The following is a 15,821-nucleotide window of genomic DNA, read 5'->3' as shown; positions in this document are numbered from 1 at the left end:
ATCCGCTTCATTCCTCCTTAGCTCAATTGGCAGAGCATTCGACTGTTAATCGAAGGGTTGCTGGTTCAAGTCCAGCAGGAGGAGCGCGCAGTCCCCGTCCCGGGTCACCGGGGCGGGGACTTTTTTATACCCGGAGGGGGTATTCGCGGGCAACGACGGGGAGGGCGGCGGGCCGATTTCCTAAGCGGCAAAACCTTTGCTAATGTCGTACCTGCTTCATTCCTCCTTAGCTCAATTGGCAGAGCATTCGACTGTTAATCGAAGGGTTGCTGGTTCAAGTCCAGCAGGAGGAGCGGACAGGTCCCGCAGCCGGTGTATAACCGGCTGCGGGACCTTTTTTGTGCCCTCTTACGGCGGCCTACTGTGTGCTCAGACGAAATACATCTCCACCTGGAGGAACCGCTCCGCCTCCGCCACGGCTGCGCGGAAGGCTTCGAGTTCGGTGGGGGACTTGCGGGGTTCCCGGGGGTGCCATTCGTGCGGTGCGGAGTGCACCTGGGTGAAGCCGCCGCCGGGCGGGGCATAGAAGATCCCGAAGCGCTGCACGGGCCACTCCGGGGACGTCTCGGGTGCGACCAGGAGCGCTGAATCGAAGGCCGGGTTGTACCACTGGGCGATCGGGCGCCGGCGGTCCTCGGTGAACAGGCCGGCCGCGAAGAGGGCCGCCGACTGCTGGCTGGTCTGGCTGCACAGGCGATCCCACCACAGAGGCAGGATTCCGGTGTCGCACCGCTGCCACGTGGCCGGTTTGGGCGGAGGATCCTGCCAGTGGGGCACATCACAACTTTATCGCCCGCCGTGGAGCGGCAACAGGGCCCGCGGACAACTGCGCGGCCCCGCCCCGAGGGGAACATGCCCACTTTGTGCACCGAACCCCCGGGGGACATGCCCCGCGCTGGGGTGTGTGCGTGGACATAGTGCCCATATGCCCACCCATGGCTGCGAAGGCTGGGCATGTCCTCCCGCATGAGAGCAGGCCGCACCATGTCGCCCGGGGGACATGCCCCGTGGTGGGGTGTGTGCGTGGACATAGGGCCGATATGCCCACTCCTGCGCGCCAAGAATGGGCATGTCCCACGGGGGTGGTGGGGCGCGCGGGGTGGCTACTGGATCGGTGGGACCGTGCTGGGCCTGACGACCAGCCAGAGGGCGGCCGCGGCCAGGAAGATGCACGCGGCCTGGACGGCGCCCATCGGGGTGGATGACGTGACACCGAGCCAGCCCACCACCGGCGAGATGAGGCCCGCCATCAGGAAGGTGGCGGCGCCGAGCAGGGAGGCCGCGGTCCCGGCCTGGGCGCCGTGTTTGGCGAGCGCCAGCACCTGGACGCAGGGGAACGTGAAGCCGGCGCCGAGGATGTAGAACCACAGGGGCACCATCACGCCCCACAGGCCGAAGCCGAGCTGGTCGAAGAGCACGATCAACAAAGCCATCAGGAACATCCACGCCGTGGAGCACGCCAGGATCCACTGCGGCGGGACCTTGCGGATGAGCCTGGAGCTGGTCTGCACGCCCGCGACGATGCCCAGGGAATTCACGCCGAAGAGCAGGCCGTACTGCTGCGGGCTGAAGCCGTAGACGTCCTGGAACAGGAACGGCGACGCGGACAGGTACGTGAACAGCCCGGCGAAGTTCATTCCGCCCACCAGCAACAGCCCCACAAAGATCCGGTCCCTGAACAGCACACCGTAACGCTGCCGGGCAGTCATGCCGGATTTTCCGCGGAGTTCCCGGGGCAGCGTCTCGCGCACCACGAAGATCGCGGCGATGAGGACGCACATGCCGTAGCCGGCCAGGAAGAAGAAGATCCCCGGCCACGGCATGAACAGCAGCAGCTGAGAGCCGATCACCGGAGCGAGGATCGGCGCCAGGCCGTTCACCAGGGCCATCCGGGAGAACATCCGCACCATGGCGAAACCGCTGAACAGGTCCCGCACCATCGCCATGGCCACCACGCCGCCGCCCGCGGCTCCGATGCCCATCAGCACCCGGAAGAAGCCCAGCGTCGTGATGTCGGTCGACAGGGCCGCCCCCAGGGAGGCCACAATGTGCACCGCCGTCGCAAGGATCAGCGGCATCCGCCGGCCGAACTTGTCGCTCAGCGGCCCCACCACCAACTGGCCGAGCGCAAAGCCGAGCGTGGTGCCGGTCAGAGTCAGCTGCACGGCCGCCTCCGAGACGGCCAGGCTTTCTTCCAGGGCCGGGAAGGCCGGAAGGTACAGGTCCACGGTGAAGGGACCCAGAGCGGTCAGGGCGCCGAGCATCAGAATGTAGAGGAGCTTGCGGCGGCGGCTCAGGGAATCGCCGGGATTGGTGGGTGTAGTCACAGAGGTCAATCCTAGGGCGCACGGCCACCCGGCCAGGTCTGCAGCGCAGGGCGCGCCACAGCCCGCGCCCGCGCGGCGGCACGGAGCCTGAATGGTAGTTTTGACACCGGGGTGTGCGTGAAGCTGCGCAGACCGGCAAGCCCGCGGAAGCGGAATCAAAGACGTAACCAGTTAGGCGGGACCGATGAGCGGACGTCACAGCGGCGGGACAAACGGGGGGCTGCGCATCTCCGCGCTCCCGAAGACCCTAAAACTGATCTTCAAACTGGCTCCGCGGCAGCTCAACGACGAGATTGCCCTCGCCAAGGTCGAGCTCAAGCGCAAGGGCATCCAGGTCGGCGTTGCCTCCGCCTTCCTCGCCGTCGGGCTGATCTTCGTCGCTTTCCTGGTCACCGGTCTCATCGTCGCCGCCATCATGGGACTCGCCACGATCATGCCCGCCTGGCTCGCGGCCCTGCTGGTCTGCGGCGTCTTCCTCATCATCGCCCTGATCGCCGGCCTGGTCGGCGTCGGCAAGTTCAAGAAGGCCCTGCCGCTGGTCCCCGAAGACACCATCCGGGGCTTGAAGTACGACCTCGGCATCGCCAAGGAGGGCTCCGCGTTCGATCCTGCCGTGCTGGATCCGGAATCCGAGCAGTACAAAGCCGCGAAGGCCGCCAAGGCCGAAGCCGCCGCCAAGGCCCAGGCGGAGAAGGAAGCCAAGAAGGCCGCCGAGCCGGACTACGGTCCGCCGCCCACCGAAGCGGAACTGCGACGCCGGCTGGACGAGCGCCGCAGCCACCTCACCGGCGTCCGCGACGAACTGAACAATGAACTGGACGTCAAGACCCAGGCGCAGGCCCTCCTGGCCGTGGCCCAGGTGAAGCTGCAGGACGGCAAGGAACAGCTCAGCGGCAAAGTTGCCGAGGTCCGCGCCGCGGCCAGCCGCCGCGCGAAGCGGCCAGCAGAGTCCGGCGGTGCCGGTACCGACGGCGCGGACGTGGCAGGCCAGTTGGGCCAGCGGTGGAAGCCGCTCGTCGCACTCACCGCCTCAGCCGCAGCCCTCGTGTTCCTGCTGCGCAAACTGATCAAGGGCTAGGCAGCCCGCTGAACTGCGACGCCCGATCGTTGCCGGCCACGGAAAGGGGGACTGGATGAAATTCATCGGCGCTGGTTCCCGGCCTGGTCAGCCCCAGATCCACCACGACCGGGTTTTCACCATCCCCAACGTGTTGACCGTCGTGCGGTTCCTCGGCGTCCCGCTCTTCATCTGGCTCGTGCTCGGGGTGCAGGAATACGGCTATGCCGCCCTCGTCCTGGCCATCATGGGCAGCACCGACTGGGTGGACGGCTACGTCGCCCGCCGGTACGACCAGATGTCCAACCTCGGGCGGGTCATGGACCCCATTGCGGACCGGCTTTCGCTGATCGCGGTTGCCGTGACGCTGGTGATCGCCGGCGTCGTCGAGTGGTGGTACCTCGCGGCGCTGCTGATCCCGGACGCCATCCTGCTCGCCCTGTCGCTCTACTACTTCCACGGCCACCCCGACCTCCCCGTGAGCCGGATCGGCAAGATCCGGACTGCCCTCTTGCTGGTCGGCACGCCGCTGCTCGTGCTCTCGAAACTCCCCATCCCGGGCACCGAGGTCTACCTCACCGCCGCCTGGATCTTCCTGGGGCTGGGGCTCGTGGGGCACTGGATCGCCGGATACAACTATTTCTGGGCCATCATCCGCAAGGGCAAACTGCTCAAGAGCCACGAGCCCGACGTCGACGGCGACACCCGCTGATGGTGTGGTTCGCCGTCCTGCTCGCGGTGCTGGGCGCGTTCTGCCTCGCATTCGGCGCCCAGCGCCAGGGCAGCGCTGTCAAGGCGGACACCGGGGGACTGGCGCTCAGCAACCACGGCATGGTCCGGCTGATCCGCAACCCGCGCTGGGTGTTCGGTCTGCTGCTGCTGTGTGCGGGCATGGCGTTGAACTCCGTCGCCCTGGTGCTGGCGCCGCTGACGGTGGTGCAGCCGATCGGGGCGATTGCCCTCGTCATCACCACAATCGTCAACGCCAAGGACCAGGGGCTGACCATCAACCGGGCCACGGTGGTGGCCATCTCCGCCTGTGTCACCGGCTCGGCCCTGTTCGTGATCCTGGCGGTCACCGTGACCCAGGAAACCCACCAGGTCAGCTCCTCCGATGAGCTGACCGTTGTGCTGCTGCTGGCCCTGGTTGTCGGACTCTTCGGGACGCTCGCCCTGGTGTTCCGGCAACGGATGAGCGCCTTCATCTATATCCTGGGCGCGGGAATCCTGTTCGGCTTCGTCGCCGTCCTGACCCGCATCATCGGCAAGCACCTGCTGGACCCCAACGGCCTGGGCATCCAGAATGTGCCGTGGTACTCGGTGGTCGCCATCGTCGCAGCCGGCGTCCTTGGCTCGTGGTTCGTCCAAAACGCCTACTCCGGCGGCCCGCCGGATCTTGTGATTGCCGGGCTGACCGTGATCGACCCGATCGTGGGCATCGGGATCGGCATCACGATCCTCGGCGAGCTGCGCCCGGATGTCCATGCCGTGACGGCAATTGCGATGGGGGCGGCCGGTTTGCTTGCTATCGTGGGAGTGATCGCCTTGTCCAGGCACCATCCCGAGGTCACGAAGCGCAAGAAGGACGCGCGGAAGGCCGCTGGGCGGGTGTCGTAGGACGTCAACACCACTCAGCAGCAGGCCCGGCACGCCCGCGCCGGCAGCCAGCCGGCCACCACAAGTCCCCGCTGCCCGCACCGTGACCACCAGGAGCCCTCCACGTGACCATGCCTGACAACCAGCATCCGCTGACCATTCTGATTGCCGCGGACACGTACCCGCCCCACGTCAACGGCGCGGCCATGTTCGGCTACCGCCTGGCTCGAGGCATGAAAGCGCGCGGACACGATGTTCACGTGCTGGCCTGCCGGCCGGACAAAGGCAAGAGCTACACCGAGTTCAGCGACGAAGGCACGGTCCACCGGATCCGCTCGCACTCAGTTCCCACGCACGAGTACTTCCGGATCACCTTCCCCTGGGAAATCAAGAAGGAAATCAGCCTGCTGTTCGACCGGATCCAGCCTGACGTGGTGCACATCCAGAGCCATTACATGATCGGCGAGCACGTGCTCTACGAGGCCGTGAAGCGCGGTATCCGGATCGTGGCGACCAACCACTTCATGCCGGAGAACCTGAACCCGTTCCTGCCGTTCCCGCAGTGGTTCAAGGACATTGTGGGACGCATTTCCTGGAAGGACATGGGCAAGGTCATGGGCCAGGCCGATGTCGTCACCACCCCGACGCCGCTGGCGGCCAAGGCGATGCACCAACACGCCTTCCTCCGCAAGGTCCTGCCACTGTCCAACGGCATCGACTCCGCGGCTTACGAGCTCAACCCCGGGGAGGAGCTGGAGCGCCACCCGAGCCCCACCGTGCTGTTCGTTGGCCGGCTCGCCGAGGAAAAGCACATTGATGTCCTGGTTGACGCTGTCGCCAAGACGCCCCGGGAGCTGGACGTCCACCTCGAGATCGTCGGCGGCGGCGAAGTGCGCCCGGCCTTGGAGGACCAGGTCGCCAGGCTCGGGCTGCAGGACCGGGTCACGTTCCTGGGACTGGCCAGCGACGCCGATCTCCGCCAGGCCTACCTGGCCGCGGACCTGTTCTGCATGCCCGGCACGGCGGAACTGCAGTCGCTCGTGACCCTGGAAGCCATGTCGGCGTCCACGCCGGTGCTGCTGGCGGACGCCATGGCGCTCCCTCATCTGGTGCACGACGGCGAAAACGGCTACCTGTTCACACCCAATGACAGCGATGACCTCGCAGCCAAGATTGTCCGCGTGCTGTCGCTCCCCGCCGATGAGCTGGCGGCGATGGGCAAAGCGAGCCGCGGCCTGGTGGAGAACCACAGCCTCGAGCACACCCTGCAGGCCTTTGAGGATCTGTACCGCGGCGCCAGCTACGACGACCTCGTTGTCTGAACCGGGGCACTACTATTGTTAGAGTGATTTTCGCCCGGAAACCGTCCGGCCCCGTGCGGGCAGGAACGATTTCCGGGCGCAAGGGGCTATAGCTCAGCTGGTTAGAGCGCGGGACTCATAATCCTAAGGTCCTCGGTTCAAGTCCGAGTAGCCCTACATTTCCGCGGAACCCTATGAGGGAACCGCCTCCACGGGAGCCGTGGCCGACGTTGGACGCCGGCCCGGCTTCTTTTGGTTTATCCGGCTGCTTGATTCATCCGACCGCGCGATGTCCGACCCGGCGCCGGTCCTCATAGCCCCGCGGGGGATTTCGACCTGTTCTTGCCCCGTCCGTATGTCTTCCGTCACTTGCGATGCCCTTCCCAACTGCTGTAAGTTACTCATGAGTAACATTCTGCCGGCGCAACAACCGCGTTCTCCTGGTCGCTGCTGATCTCCCGTGAAGGAACACCATGTCCAAAGCTGACATCGACATCAACAACCTCCCGTACGCCGATGGCGACTTCTTTTCATTCGAGCAGCTGCTCAGCGGCAAGGAGCAGGACCGGCTCGCGGAGGTCCGCGAGTTTCTGGCCCGGGAGGTCAAGCCGATCGCCGTTGACTGCTGGAACCGCGCCGAGTTCCCGATGGACCTGATTCCGAAGCTTGCCGAGATCGACCTGGTCAGCCCTGTCCGGCGGCAGGGTTACTCAAACCTCTTCGCGGGCATCATGCACGCCGAGGCAACCCGAGCCGACACCTCCATTGCCACCTTCATCGGCGTCCATGACGGACTCTTCACCGGATCCATCGAGGCGCTGGCCTCCCAGGAGCAGCAGGAAGCGTGGCTGCCGGACATCTACTCGCTGAAGAAAATCGGTGCGTTCGGCCTTACCGAACCCCTCGGCGGGTCCGACGTCGCCGGCGGCACCCGCACCACCGCCCGCAAGGAGGGGGACAGCTGGATCCTGAACGGAGCAAAGCGCTGGATCGGCAACGCCACGTTCTCCGACTGGGTCGTCATCTACGCCCGCGACCTCGCCGACAACCAGGTCAAGGGGTTCCTCGTCGACACCAAGACCGAGGGCTACAGCGCCACCAAGATCGAAAACAAGATCTCGCTGCGCACCGTGCAGAACGCCGACATCACCCTCGACAACGTCGTGGTGCCCGAGTTCTTCAAGCTCGCCCACGCCAACAGCTTCCGCGACACGAACAAGGTCCTCAAGGTCACCCGCCTTTCCGTTGCCTGGCAGGCCGTCGGCCAGCAGCTCGCCGCGTTTGACGTTGCCCGCCGCTACGCCGTGGAGCGCAGCCAGTTCGGACGCCCGATTGCCTCCTTCCAGCTGGTGCAGCACCAGCTCGTGCAGATCCTCGGCAACGCCGTCAGCTCGATGGGCATGATGGTGCGGCTCTCCCAGCTGGAGGACCTTGGCCAGGCGAAGGACGAGCAGTCGGCACTGGCCAAGGCCTTCACCACGGCGCGCATGCGCGAGAGTGTTGCCCTGGGCCGCGGCATCCTTGGCGGCAACGGGATCGTCACGGACTACGAGATGGCCAAGGTCTTCTCGGATGCCGAGGCCATTTACTCCTACGAGGGCACCCACGAGATCAACACCCTCGTCACAGGCCGGGCGATCACGGGCATCTCCGCGATCGTCTAGGAAACGGCCCCAGGGCGCACGGCGGCCCCAAGACGCCTGGCGCCCGGCGCCACCGCCCGCGGCCCTTCGTCCTGATCCGCCCTCCGCGCCCCTACCCGGGTGCGGGATCGAGGGGAGGAAGCAGGACGGAGGGCCGCAGGTCTGTCACGAAGGCCAGCGGATTGAGATAGTCCGGGCCGCGGCGAACGCCCCAGTGGACGCAGGGCGCCGGCGTGCAGTGGCCGGGCTGGATCCAGCCCAGGACATCCCCCTGGGCGACGGCGTCGCCCGCCCTGAGATCGCTGCGAACGGCCTCGAAGCTGCTCCGCAATCCGCTGCCGTGGTCGAGGGTGATGACACCACGGTCCACCACAACGCCGGCAAAGCTCACGGTGCCGGATGCCGGCGAGATGACCGGGGCGCCGTCGTGTGCTGCCCGCAGATCCACGCCGCGGTGCCCACTCAGCCAGGGTCTTGCCGGCGGTTCAAAGGCGCGCAGCACACCCGGCCGGGGACTCAGCGGCCAGCTCCACCCGGCAGCTACCGTTCCGGCGCCCGCCGAGGGGTCCGTCGGGGGACCGGGAACCATTGCTGGACCGGCGGATGCCGTCACACGTGAGAGCACTAGAAGCAGTGAGGCAGCCAGGACGGCCGCATACGCCGGAGTCTTCATGAACCCAGCCTGCTGTTGCCACCTCGTCGGCGGAGGCACCCCACCGGCGTATGTGGACAACAATGCCGCGGCTCCGGGGCAGAGGCCCGGCAAGGACTCCGCCGCAGGAACGGGGAGGCCCCGTCGGGTCTCGGCCCGGTCCCTCTCCGGCCCTCCGCCACCCCTCCGCTCCGGCCTTCGCCGGCGCTCGGCCGGCCCTCCGCGACTGCGCCGCCACCCCTCCGCTACGCCCTCCGCGACCCCACCGCAGGCCCCCGGAAACCGTCCAATCCGGCACCGCCCCTGTAGTACACTTGGTGGAGCAGTTTGCTGTGCCCTCACGCTTGATCACTGTCTTTGTGCTAGCAAGGTATTTGTCTAAGCCGGCACGCCTCATTCAGGGGTGCGGGGGAGCAGCGGCTGACTACGCGTATCCAGCCCTCCTCATTCGAAGCTTGAACTCTTCAGGGTGCGGAGGACTGTGCTTCTTTCGGTCCGGGCCTGTGGCCCGGTGGAGAAGCGCAGTGGATGCCAGGAGCACCGCCCGCCTGGGTGTTGCTATTTAACCGTCAACTATTGGCAGGGTAAGACAGCCCATGGGCTCTCTCATGAATGACCTGCCGGAAGGAGCGCCGGCATGCCCGTCGTAACTATGCGCCAGCTGCTTGACAGCGGCGTCCACTTTGGACACCAGACCCGCCGTTGGAACCCGAAGATGAAGCGATTCATCTTCACGGAGCGCAACGGCATCTACATCATTGACCTGCAGCAGTCGCTGTCCTACATCGACCGCGCCTACGAGTTCGTGAAGGCCACCGTTGCACACGGCGGCACCGTACTCTTCGTTGGCACCAAGAAGCAGGCGCAGGAATCCATCGCCGAGCAGGCCACCCGCGTTGGCCAGCCGTACGTCAACCAGCGTTGGCTCGGCGGTATGCTGACCAACTTCCAGACGGTCTCCAAGCGCATCCAGCGCATGAAGGAACTCGAAGAGATCGACTTCGACGACGTCGCCGGTTCCGCGTACACGAAGAAGGAACTGCTCCTTCTTCGCCGCGAACTCACGAAGCTGGAAACCAACCTCGGTGGTATCCGCAACCTGACGAAGGCGCCTTCCGCGCTGTGGATCGTTGACACCAAGAAGGAACACCTCGCTGTCGACGAAGCCAAGAAGCTGAACATCCCGGTTGTTGCCATCCTGGACACCAACTGCGATCCGGACGAAGTCGATTTCCCGATCCCGGGCAACGACGACGCCATCCGCTCCGTCAACCTGCTGACCCGCGTTGTTGCTGACGCCGTTGCTGAGGGCCTCATCGCCCGCAACCAGCGCGCCACCGGCACCACGGAAGCTCCGGAAGAGCCGCTGGCCGAGTGGGAGCGCGAGCTCCTCGAAGGCAGCAAGACCGAAGAGGCTGCTGCCGCTCCGGCCGCGGAAGCTGCTCCGGCTGCTGACGAGGCACCCGCCGCAGAAGCCGCTCCGGCTGCTGACGAGGCACCCGCCGCTGCCGAGGCCGCTCCGGTTGCCGACGACGCCGCCGGCGAAGCCAAGTAGTCAGTCAGACTGCTTTCTCAGCTGACAAATAAATCCGGATCTCCCCGCACGCCCTGCGCGTAAGGGGAACTGACAGGATGGCCGCTCACCGGGTGAGCTGCTGTCCTGTCAGTCCGTACACCACATAAAATTTCTAGACAGAGGGGTTCACATGGCGAACTACACTGCCGCTGATATCAAGGCTCTGCGCGAGCGCACGGGCGCCGGCATGATGGATGTCAAGAAGGCTCTTGACGAGGCCAACGGTGACGCCGAGAAGGCCATCGAAATCATCCGCATTAAGGGCCTCAAGGGCGCTACCAAGCGCGAGGGCCGCTCCACCGCGGAAGGCCTGGTGGCCGCCAAGGTCGCCGGCGGCGTTGGCGTGATGATCGAAGTCAACTGCGAGACCGACTTCGTTGCGAAGGCTGACAAGTTCATCCAGCTCGCCGACAAGGTCCTGGCCGTCGCCGTCGAGTCCGGCGCTGCCGATCTCGAGACCCTGCTCGCCACCGAGGTCGACGGCAAGCCGCTGTCCGAGGTCGTCGTCGAAGAGGGCGCCGTTCTGGGCGAAAAGGTTGTTGTCCGCCGCATCGCCCGCCTCGAAGCCGCCACGGTCGACGCTTACCTGCACAAGACCTCCAAGGATCTCCCGGCCCAGGTCGGCGTCCTGTTCGCTGTTGACGGCGAAGGCGAAGCAGCTGCCACCGCAGCCCACGACGTCGCCGTTCACATCGCTGCGATGTCCCCGAACTACCTCTCCCGCGAGGACGTTCCGGCCGATCTCGTCGAGTCCGAGCGTCGCATCGCCGAGGAGACTGCCAAGGCTGAAGGCAAGCCCGAAGCTGCCATGACCAAGATTGTGGAAGGCCGTGTCACTGGCTTCTACAAGGGCGAGGTTCTCCTCGACCAGGCATTCGCCAAGGATGCCAAGAAGTCTGTCGCGCAGGTCCTCGAAGAGGCCGGCGTCAAGGGCACCGGATTCGCGCGTTTCCGCGTCGGTTCCTAGCCAGACACCAGTCAGACACTAGTCAGACACGCTGAGGGGGTGGTCACTGCGGTGGCCGCCCCTTTTGCATGCACACGGGGTGTGCGCACAGGGTATGCCTGCAAGGCAGGTCTGCAGCATCATGGACCGGGAGGCCATCCCGGGGGCAGCACTGGGTCCGGGCGGAATGACGCCTTTGGGCCCCGGCACGATACCCTTTTTCAGAGTTCACCAACGGGAAGGCACCATGGAAACCGTCACTACTTCAGTCCAGCCAAAGAAGAGCCGGCGCCGAGTCCTGTTGAAGCTATCGGGCGAGGTCTTCGGCGGCGGGAAGCTCGGCGTTGATCCTGACACCGTCCGCGGCGTGGCCAAGCAGATCGCCGCAGCAGTCCCCGACGTCGAGGTTGCGATCGTCGTCGGCGGCGGGAACTTCTTCCGCGGCGCCGAACTGTCCCAGAGCGGCATGGACCGTTCCCGCGCCGACTACATGGGCATGCTCGGCACGGTCATGAACTGCCTGGCCCTCCAGGACTTCCTGGAACAGGCCGGCGTCGAAACCCGTGTCCAGAGCGCCATCACCATGGGCCAGGTCGCCGAGGCGTACATCCCGCGCCGCGCCATCCGCCACATGGAGAAGGGCCGTGTCGTCATCTTCGGCGCCGGCGCCGGCCTGCCGTACTTCTCCACCGACACCGTGGCCGCCCAGCGTGCCATGGAGGTCCACGCCGACGTCGTCCTGATGGCCAAGAGCGGTGTCGACGGCGTCTACACCGCGGACCCGAAGAAGGACCCCACGGCCGAGAAACTGCACCACCTCAGTTACGACGACGCCCTGCGCCGCGACATCCGCGTGATGGACCAGACCGCCATGACCATGTGCAAGGACAACAACCTCACCATGGTCGTGTTCGGCATGGAAGGCGAAGGCAACGTCACCCGCGCCATTCTGGGCGAGGAACTGGGCACCGTCGTCACCCCCTAGCAACGGCTAGGATGTTTTCAGGACAGTTCCGCTCCCCGGACCCGGGGCAGGCCTACGGAACACAACCAAGACCGTGCAGCATCCCGCCAGCGGCGGGTGCACCAATTTCTGAGGAGAGACCGTGATCGAAGAAACCTTGCTCGAAGCCGGGGAAAAGATGGACAAGGCGGTTGAAGTAGCCAAGGAAGACTTCGCCTCGATCCGGACCGGCCGCGCCACCCCGGGCCTGTACAACAAGGTCCTGGTGGACTACTACGGCTCCCCGACGCCGCTGCAGCAGCTGGCCTCCTTCGCCGTGCCGGACGCCCGCACCATCCTCATCACGCCCTTCGACAAGACCGCCCTGCGCGATATCGAGCGCGCGCTGAGCGATTCCGAGGTCGGCGCCAACCCGTCGAACGACGGCAACGTCATCCGGATCACCATCCCGGACCTGACGCAGGAACGCCGCAAGGAATACGTCAAGATCGTCAAGTCCAAGGGCGAGGACGCCAAGGTGTCCATCCGCAACATCCGCCGCAAGGCCAAGGAAACCCTGGACAAGCTGGTCAAGGACGGCGAGGCCGGCGAGGACGAGGGCAGCCGTGGCGAAAAGGAACTGGATGCCATGACCAAGGCTCACGTCGACGGGATCGATGAGCTGCTCAAGCGCAAGGAAGCCGAGCTGCTAGAGGTCTGATGGCGCAGGAACAGGGGGAACCCGGACCGGACGTCCGGGTGCGGGGGAAGCAGCGGAGGAATCCGACGCCCAAGGCCGGCAGGAACCTGCCCGCAGCTACGGCGGTGGGCGTTGGCATGCTCGTGATTGTCCTCGGCGGACTGCTGTTCTTTCCGCTGGGGTTCGTGCTCATTGTCACCGCCTTCGCGGTCTTCGGTGTCTGGGAAGTCTTCCGGGCCCTGGAAACCACCGGCACCCGGCTGCCGATTGTTCCGGTGATGACCGGCACCGTTGCGATGCCGGCCGCCGCCTACTTCGGCGGCACCGAAAGCCTCCTGTTCGCGATGCTGCTCAGCAGCGTCGCGGCGCTGATCTGGCGGTCCCTGGAAGGTGCCGCCGGTTCCGCGCGCAGCATCTTCGCCGGTGTCTTCACCCTGGCCTGGATCCCGTTCCTGATCAGTTTCGCCGTGCTGCCGCTGCACACCTTTGTGGGGGAGACCCCGGTGGGGCTGTGGCCCGACGGCGTGGCTCCCCCCGGGGCGTGGCAGATCGCCACCCTCCTGCTGCTGGTGGTCGCCAACGACACCTTCGGCTACCTCGTCGGGGCCTCCCTCGGCAAGCACCCGATGGCGCCGAAGATCAGTCCCAAGAAAAGCTGGGAAGGCTTCGCCGGCTCGATTGGCGGCGCCACGGTCGTCGGAGTGCTCGCCGCCGTCTTCCTGCTGGACAGGCCCTGGTGGGTCGGTGTCGTCCTGGCCGTGGGCATGGTGGCCGCGGCCACTGCCGGAGACCTCTCCGAATCCATGGTGAAGCGCGAACTCGGGATCAAGGACATGAGCAGCATCCTGCCGGGCCACGGCGGGGTGATGGACCGGCTGGACTCGATTGTCTTCGCGTGCCCGGTGGCCTTCATCCTCTATTCCGTCTTCGCCGGCGCGTAAGACAGCGTCTCTTCCACCTTCCGGCCCCTACAATGGTGCCGGGCAAACCAGTCGAACGGCATTGAAGGAAACAACAGTACATTGGACATTCAACGGCAGATTCCTGCGTCCTTTGACCGCGTGCAGCGGAACGAGTACGGCTACAACGCCAAGCAGGTCGACGAGTTCATGCGGCGCGCACGGGTGTCATTTGAGGCGCCCCAGTCCGCCGCCCGGCCGGTCAAGAGCGGGGACGTCAGGGCGGTCTCCTTCGACCCCATCAAAGGCGGCTACGCAGCGGCCGGCGTGGACGCGGCACTGGACCGGCTGGAGGATGCCCTTGCCCTGCGGGAACGCGATGAACTCGTGGCCGAACGCGGCGAGGAAGCCTGGCTCCGCGAGATCGGCCGGCTCGCCGGCGTGCTCCGCGGGCGTCTGCACCGCCCCGACGGGCAGCGTTTCCGGCGCCCCGCCAAGGCCAAGGCCCGCAGCTACAACACCACGGATGTGGATGACCTCTGCCACGACCTGATCGGATACCTCGAAGAGGACAAGCCGCTGAGCGTGGACAATGTCCGCCGCGCCGTCTTCCGTCCCGCCGTCGGCAAGGACGGCTACGAGGAAAACCAGGTGGACGCCTTCATGGACCGCGTCGTCGAGCTCATGGCCGCGATCGACTGAGCATGCTCAGCGCTCGGTGACGAGCGGCCGTTCCGGGGTGTGCAGCCGCGTCATGAGCCGGGTGATGCCCCGCGGCACGCGGGTCCTGGTGGCCCGCGATACCAGGACCATCACCGCAAACGCGGCCGGCACCGTCCACGCGGCGGGCTGCGCCAGCCACGACGGCGTTCCGCCGGCACCCAGCATGGCGCCTAAGACCATGGCCCCGCCGCACAGCACCGCCCCGGTCGCCATGCCGGCAATCGCCCCGGTGTCGGTCAGACCGCGCCACCAGATGCCCAGCAGGAGCACCGGGCAGAGTGTGGATGCGGTAAACGCGAACACCATCCCCACGCTGCCTGCCAGCGCGAGCGAACCCGTCATGGACGCCAGGCCCAGCGGGACCAGCGCCGAGATCACGGCCGCCCGGCGGAAGCCCTTCACGCTGCCGCCGAACAGGTCCTGGCTGATCACCCCGGCGAGCGAGACCACCAGCCCGGATGTGGTGGACAGAAACGCGGCGAACGCCCCGGCCACCACCAGGGCGGACAGCAGATCGCCCGCCATCCCGCCCACCAGCTCCCCGGGGAGCAGCAGCACCAGCGCATCGGACTGCCCGCTCTGCGCCAGCTGGGGGGCGAACATCCGGCCGACCAGCCCGTATGCCGTCGGGAACAGGTAGAAGACCGACAGCAGGCCCAGCACGATCAGGGTGGTCCGGCGGGCCGACTGCCCGTCCGGGTTCGTGTAGAAGCGCACCAGCACGTGCGGCAGCCCCAGTGTCCCGAACAGCAGTGCCACCAGCAGGGAAATGTTCTGGTACATCCCCGCCGGAGCCGCACCCGTCGGGTTCACGGACGCTTCCGCCACCGGCGGCGTTCCGGAGTCCGCCAGCACGAAGACGATAAAGAGGATCGGCACCGCCAGCGCCGTCAGTTTCAGCCAGTACTGGAACGCCTGGACAAAGGTGATCGAGCGCATGCCGCCCGCCACCACCGTGACGCAGACGACGGCGACCACGGCCACCATCCCCACCCAGGCCGGCAGCCCGGTGGTGATCCGGATCGCCAGCGCCGCGCCGTGGAGTTGCGGGACGATGTACAGCCAGCCGACCATCACGACGACGACGCTCGTCACGCGTCGGACCACCCGGGAGTCCAGCCGCGCTTCGGTGAAGTCCGGAATCGTGTAGGCGCCGGAGCGGCGGAGCGGGGCGGCGACGAAGAGCAGCAGCATCAGGTAGCCGGCGGTGTACCCCACCGGGAACCACAGGGCGCCCGTGCCGGAGAGCAGGATCAGCCCGGCGACGCCGAGGAAGCTCGCCGCCGAGAGGTATTCGCCGCCGATCGCGGAGGCATTCCACCAGGGCCGGACCGTCCGTGACGCCACGTAGAAGTCCCCGGTGGTGCGCGAGATCCGCAGCCCGTAAAAACCGATGACGGCCGTGGCCAGCGAGACGGCGGCGAACGCCGCGACGCCGACGACCGGGTTCACGGTCGC

The 15,821-nt window shown here is 66.4% G+C and carries 15 protein-coding genes and 3 tRNA genes; 14 read left to right on the top strand and 4 right to left on the bottom strand.

What is annotated here, in order from left to right; all coding sequences use genetic code 11:
- The first annotated feature begins 11 nt into the window (after positions 1 to 11).
- Both J2W14_RS04050 and J2W14_RS04045 read left to right on the top strand, forming a co-directional pair.
- Positions 12 to 84, top strand: a tRNA-Asn gene (locus J2W14_RS04050).
- A gap of 136 nt (positions 85 to 220) precedes the next feature.
- Positions 221 to 293, top strand: a tRNA-Asn gene (locus J2W14_RS04045).
- Positions 294 to 369: 76 nt separating this feature from the next.
- Here the strand turns inward: J2W14_RS04045 and J2W14_RS04040 are convergent.
- Positions 370 to 777: a hypothetical protein gene (locus J2W14_RS04040; protein ID WP_307458732.1), complete on the bottom strand. Its 408-nt coding sequence runs from the start codon at positions 775 to 777 to the stop codon at positions 370 to 372.
- Between the two features lie 326 nt (positions 778 to 1,103).
- On the bottom strand, positions 1,104 to 2,327 hold the full coding sequence (locus J2W14_RS04035) for a multidrug effflux MFS transporter (RefSeq protein ID WP_307458729.1): 1,224 nt from the start codon (positions 2,325 to 2,327) through the stop codon (positions 1,104 to 1,106).
- 184 nt (positions 2,328 to 2,511) lie between these two features.
- Here J2W14_RS04035 and J2W14_RS04030 point away from each other — a divergent pair, with 184 nt between their 5' ends.
- The 6 genes from J2W14_RS04030 to J2W14_RS04005 all read left to right on the top strand — a co-directional run bounded on the left by J2W14_RS04030 (position 2,512) and on the right by J2W14_RS04005 (position 7,945).
- Positions 2,512 to 3,405 (top strand): phage holin family protein, encoded by an 894-nt coding sequence (locus J2W14_RS04030; protein WP_307458726.1) that lies wholly within the window; start codon positions 2,512 to 2,514, stop codon positions 3,403 to 3,405.
- Between the two features lie 55 nt (positions 3,406 to 3,460).
- Entirely contained in the window at positions 3,461 to 4,096 is a 636-nt protein-coding gene (locus J2W14_RS04025) for a CDP-alcohol phosphatidyltransferase family protein (RefSeq protein ID WP_307458724.1), read from the top strand.
- The gene (locus tag J2W14_RS04020; protein ID WP_307458722.1) at positions 4,096 to 5,001 is read left to right on the top strand and encodes a DMT family transporter; all 906 of its coding nucleotides are present in this window, start codon (positions 4,096 to 4,098) and stop codon (positions 4,999 to 5,001) included. Before J2W14_RS04025 ends, J2W14_RS04020 begins: the two co-directional genes overlap by 1 nt.
- A 104-nt stretch (positions 5,002 to 5,105) precedes the next feature.
- Positions 5,106 to 6,302, top strand: coding sequence for a glycosyltransferase (locus J2W14_RS04015; protein ID WP_307458718.1), 1,197 nt, complete (start codon positions 5,106 to 5,108; stop codon positions 6,300 to 6,302).
- Positions 6,303 to 6,384: 82 nt separating this feature from the next.
- Positions 6,385 to 6,458 (top strand) — tRNA-Ile (locus J2W14_RS04010).
- Between the two features lie 296 nt (positions 6,459 to 6,754).
- Positions 6,755 to 7,945, top strand: coding sequence for an acyl-CoA dehydrogenase family protein (locus J2W14_RS04005; RefSeq protein ID WP_307458715.1), 1,191 nt, complete (start codon positions 6,755 to 6,757; stop codon positions 7,943 to 7,945).
- Positions 7,946 to 8,036: 91 nt separating this feature from the next.
- Here J2W14_RS04005 and J2W14_RS04000 read toward each other — a convergent pair whose 3' ends face one another.
- Positions 8,037 to 8,597: a M23 family metallopeptidase gene (locus J2W14_RS04000; protein ID WP_307458713.1), complete on the bottom strand. Its 561-nt coding sequence runs from the start codon at positions 8,595 to 8,597 to the stop codon at positions 8,037 to 8,039.
- 616 nt (positions 8,598 to 9,213) lie between these two features.
- Here J2W14_RS04000 and rpsB point away from each other — a divergent pair.
- From rpsB to J2W14_RS03970, 6 genes are all read left to right on the top strand, one after another.
- Positions 9,214 to 10,131 carry a 30S ribosomal protein S2 gene (rpsB, locus tag J2W14_RS03995; RefSeq protein WP_307458711.1) on the top strand — a complete coding sequence of 306 codons (918 nt, stop codon included), beginning with the start codon at positions 9,214 to 9,216 and terminating at the stop codon, positions 10,129 to 10,131.
- 151 nt (positions 10,132 to 10,282) lie between these two features.
- Positions 10,283 to 11,119 carry a translation elongation factor Ts gene (gene tsf, locus J2W14_RS03990; protein ID WP_307458708.1) on the top strand — a complete coding sequence of 279 codons (837 nt, stop codon included), beginning with the start codon at positions 10,283 to 10,285 and terminating at the stop codon, positions 11,117 to 11,119.
- 226 nt (positions 11,120 to 11,345) lie between these two features.
- A complete protein-coding gene (gene pyrH / locus J2W14_RS03985; protein WP_307458704.1) occupies positions 11,346 to 12,083 on the top strand; it encodes a UMP kinase in 738 nt (245 codons plus the stop codon).
- 121 nt (positions 12,084 to 12,204) lie between these two features.
- A complete protein-coding gene (gene frr / locus J2W14_RS03980) occupies positions 12,205 to 12,762 on the top strand; it encodes a ribosome recycling factor (RefSeq protein WP_282380703.1) in 558 nt (185 codons plus the stop codon).
- Entirely contained in the window at positions 12,762 to 13,682 is a 921-nt protein-coding gene (locus tag J2W14_RS03975) for a phosphatidate cytidylyltransferase (RefSeq protein ID WP_307458700.1), read from the top strand. Before frr ends, J2W14_RS03975 begins: the two co-directional genes overlap by 1 nt.
- Before the next feature lie 81 nt (positions 13,683 to 13,763).
- A complete protein-coding gene (locus J2W14_RS03970; protein ID WP_307458698.1) occupies positions 13,764 to 14,342 on the top strand; it encodes a DivIVA domain-containing protein in 579 nt (192 codons plus the stop codon).
- A gap of 6 nt (positions 14,343 to 14,348) precedes the next feature.
- Here the strand turns inward: J2W14_RS03970 and J2W14_RS03965 are convergent, their stop codons facing one another.
- Positions 14,349 to 15,815: a sodium/solute symporter gene (locus tag J2W14_RS03965; protein WP_307458696.1), complete on the bottom strand. Its 1,467-nt coding sequence runs from the start codon at positions 15,813 to 15,815 to the stop codon at positions 14,349 to 14,351.
- Positions 15,816 to 15,821: the final 6 nt, after the last annotated feature.

It is taken from the genome of Pseudarthrobacter oxydans (genome assembly GCF_030812335.1).
GTDB lineage: Bacteria > Actinomycetota > Actinomycetes > Actinomycetales > Micrococcaceae > Arthrobacter > Arthrobacter oxydans_B.
This window is presented reverse-complemented; position numbering and strand designations above follow the sequence as displayed.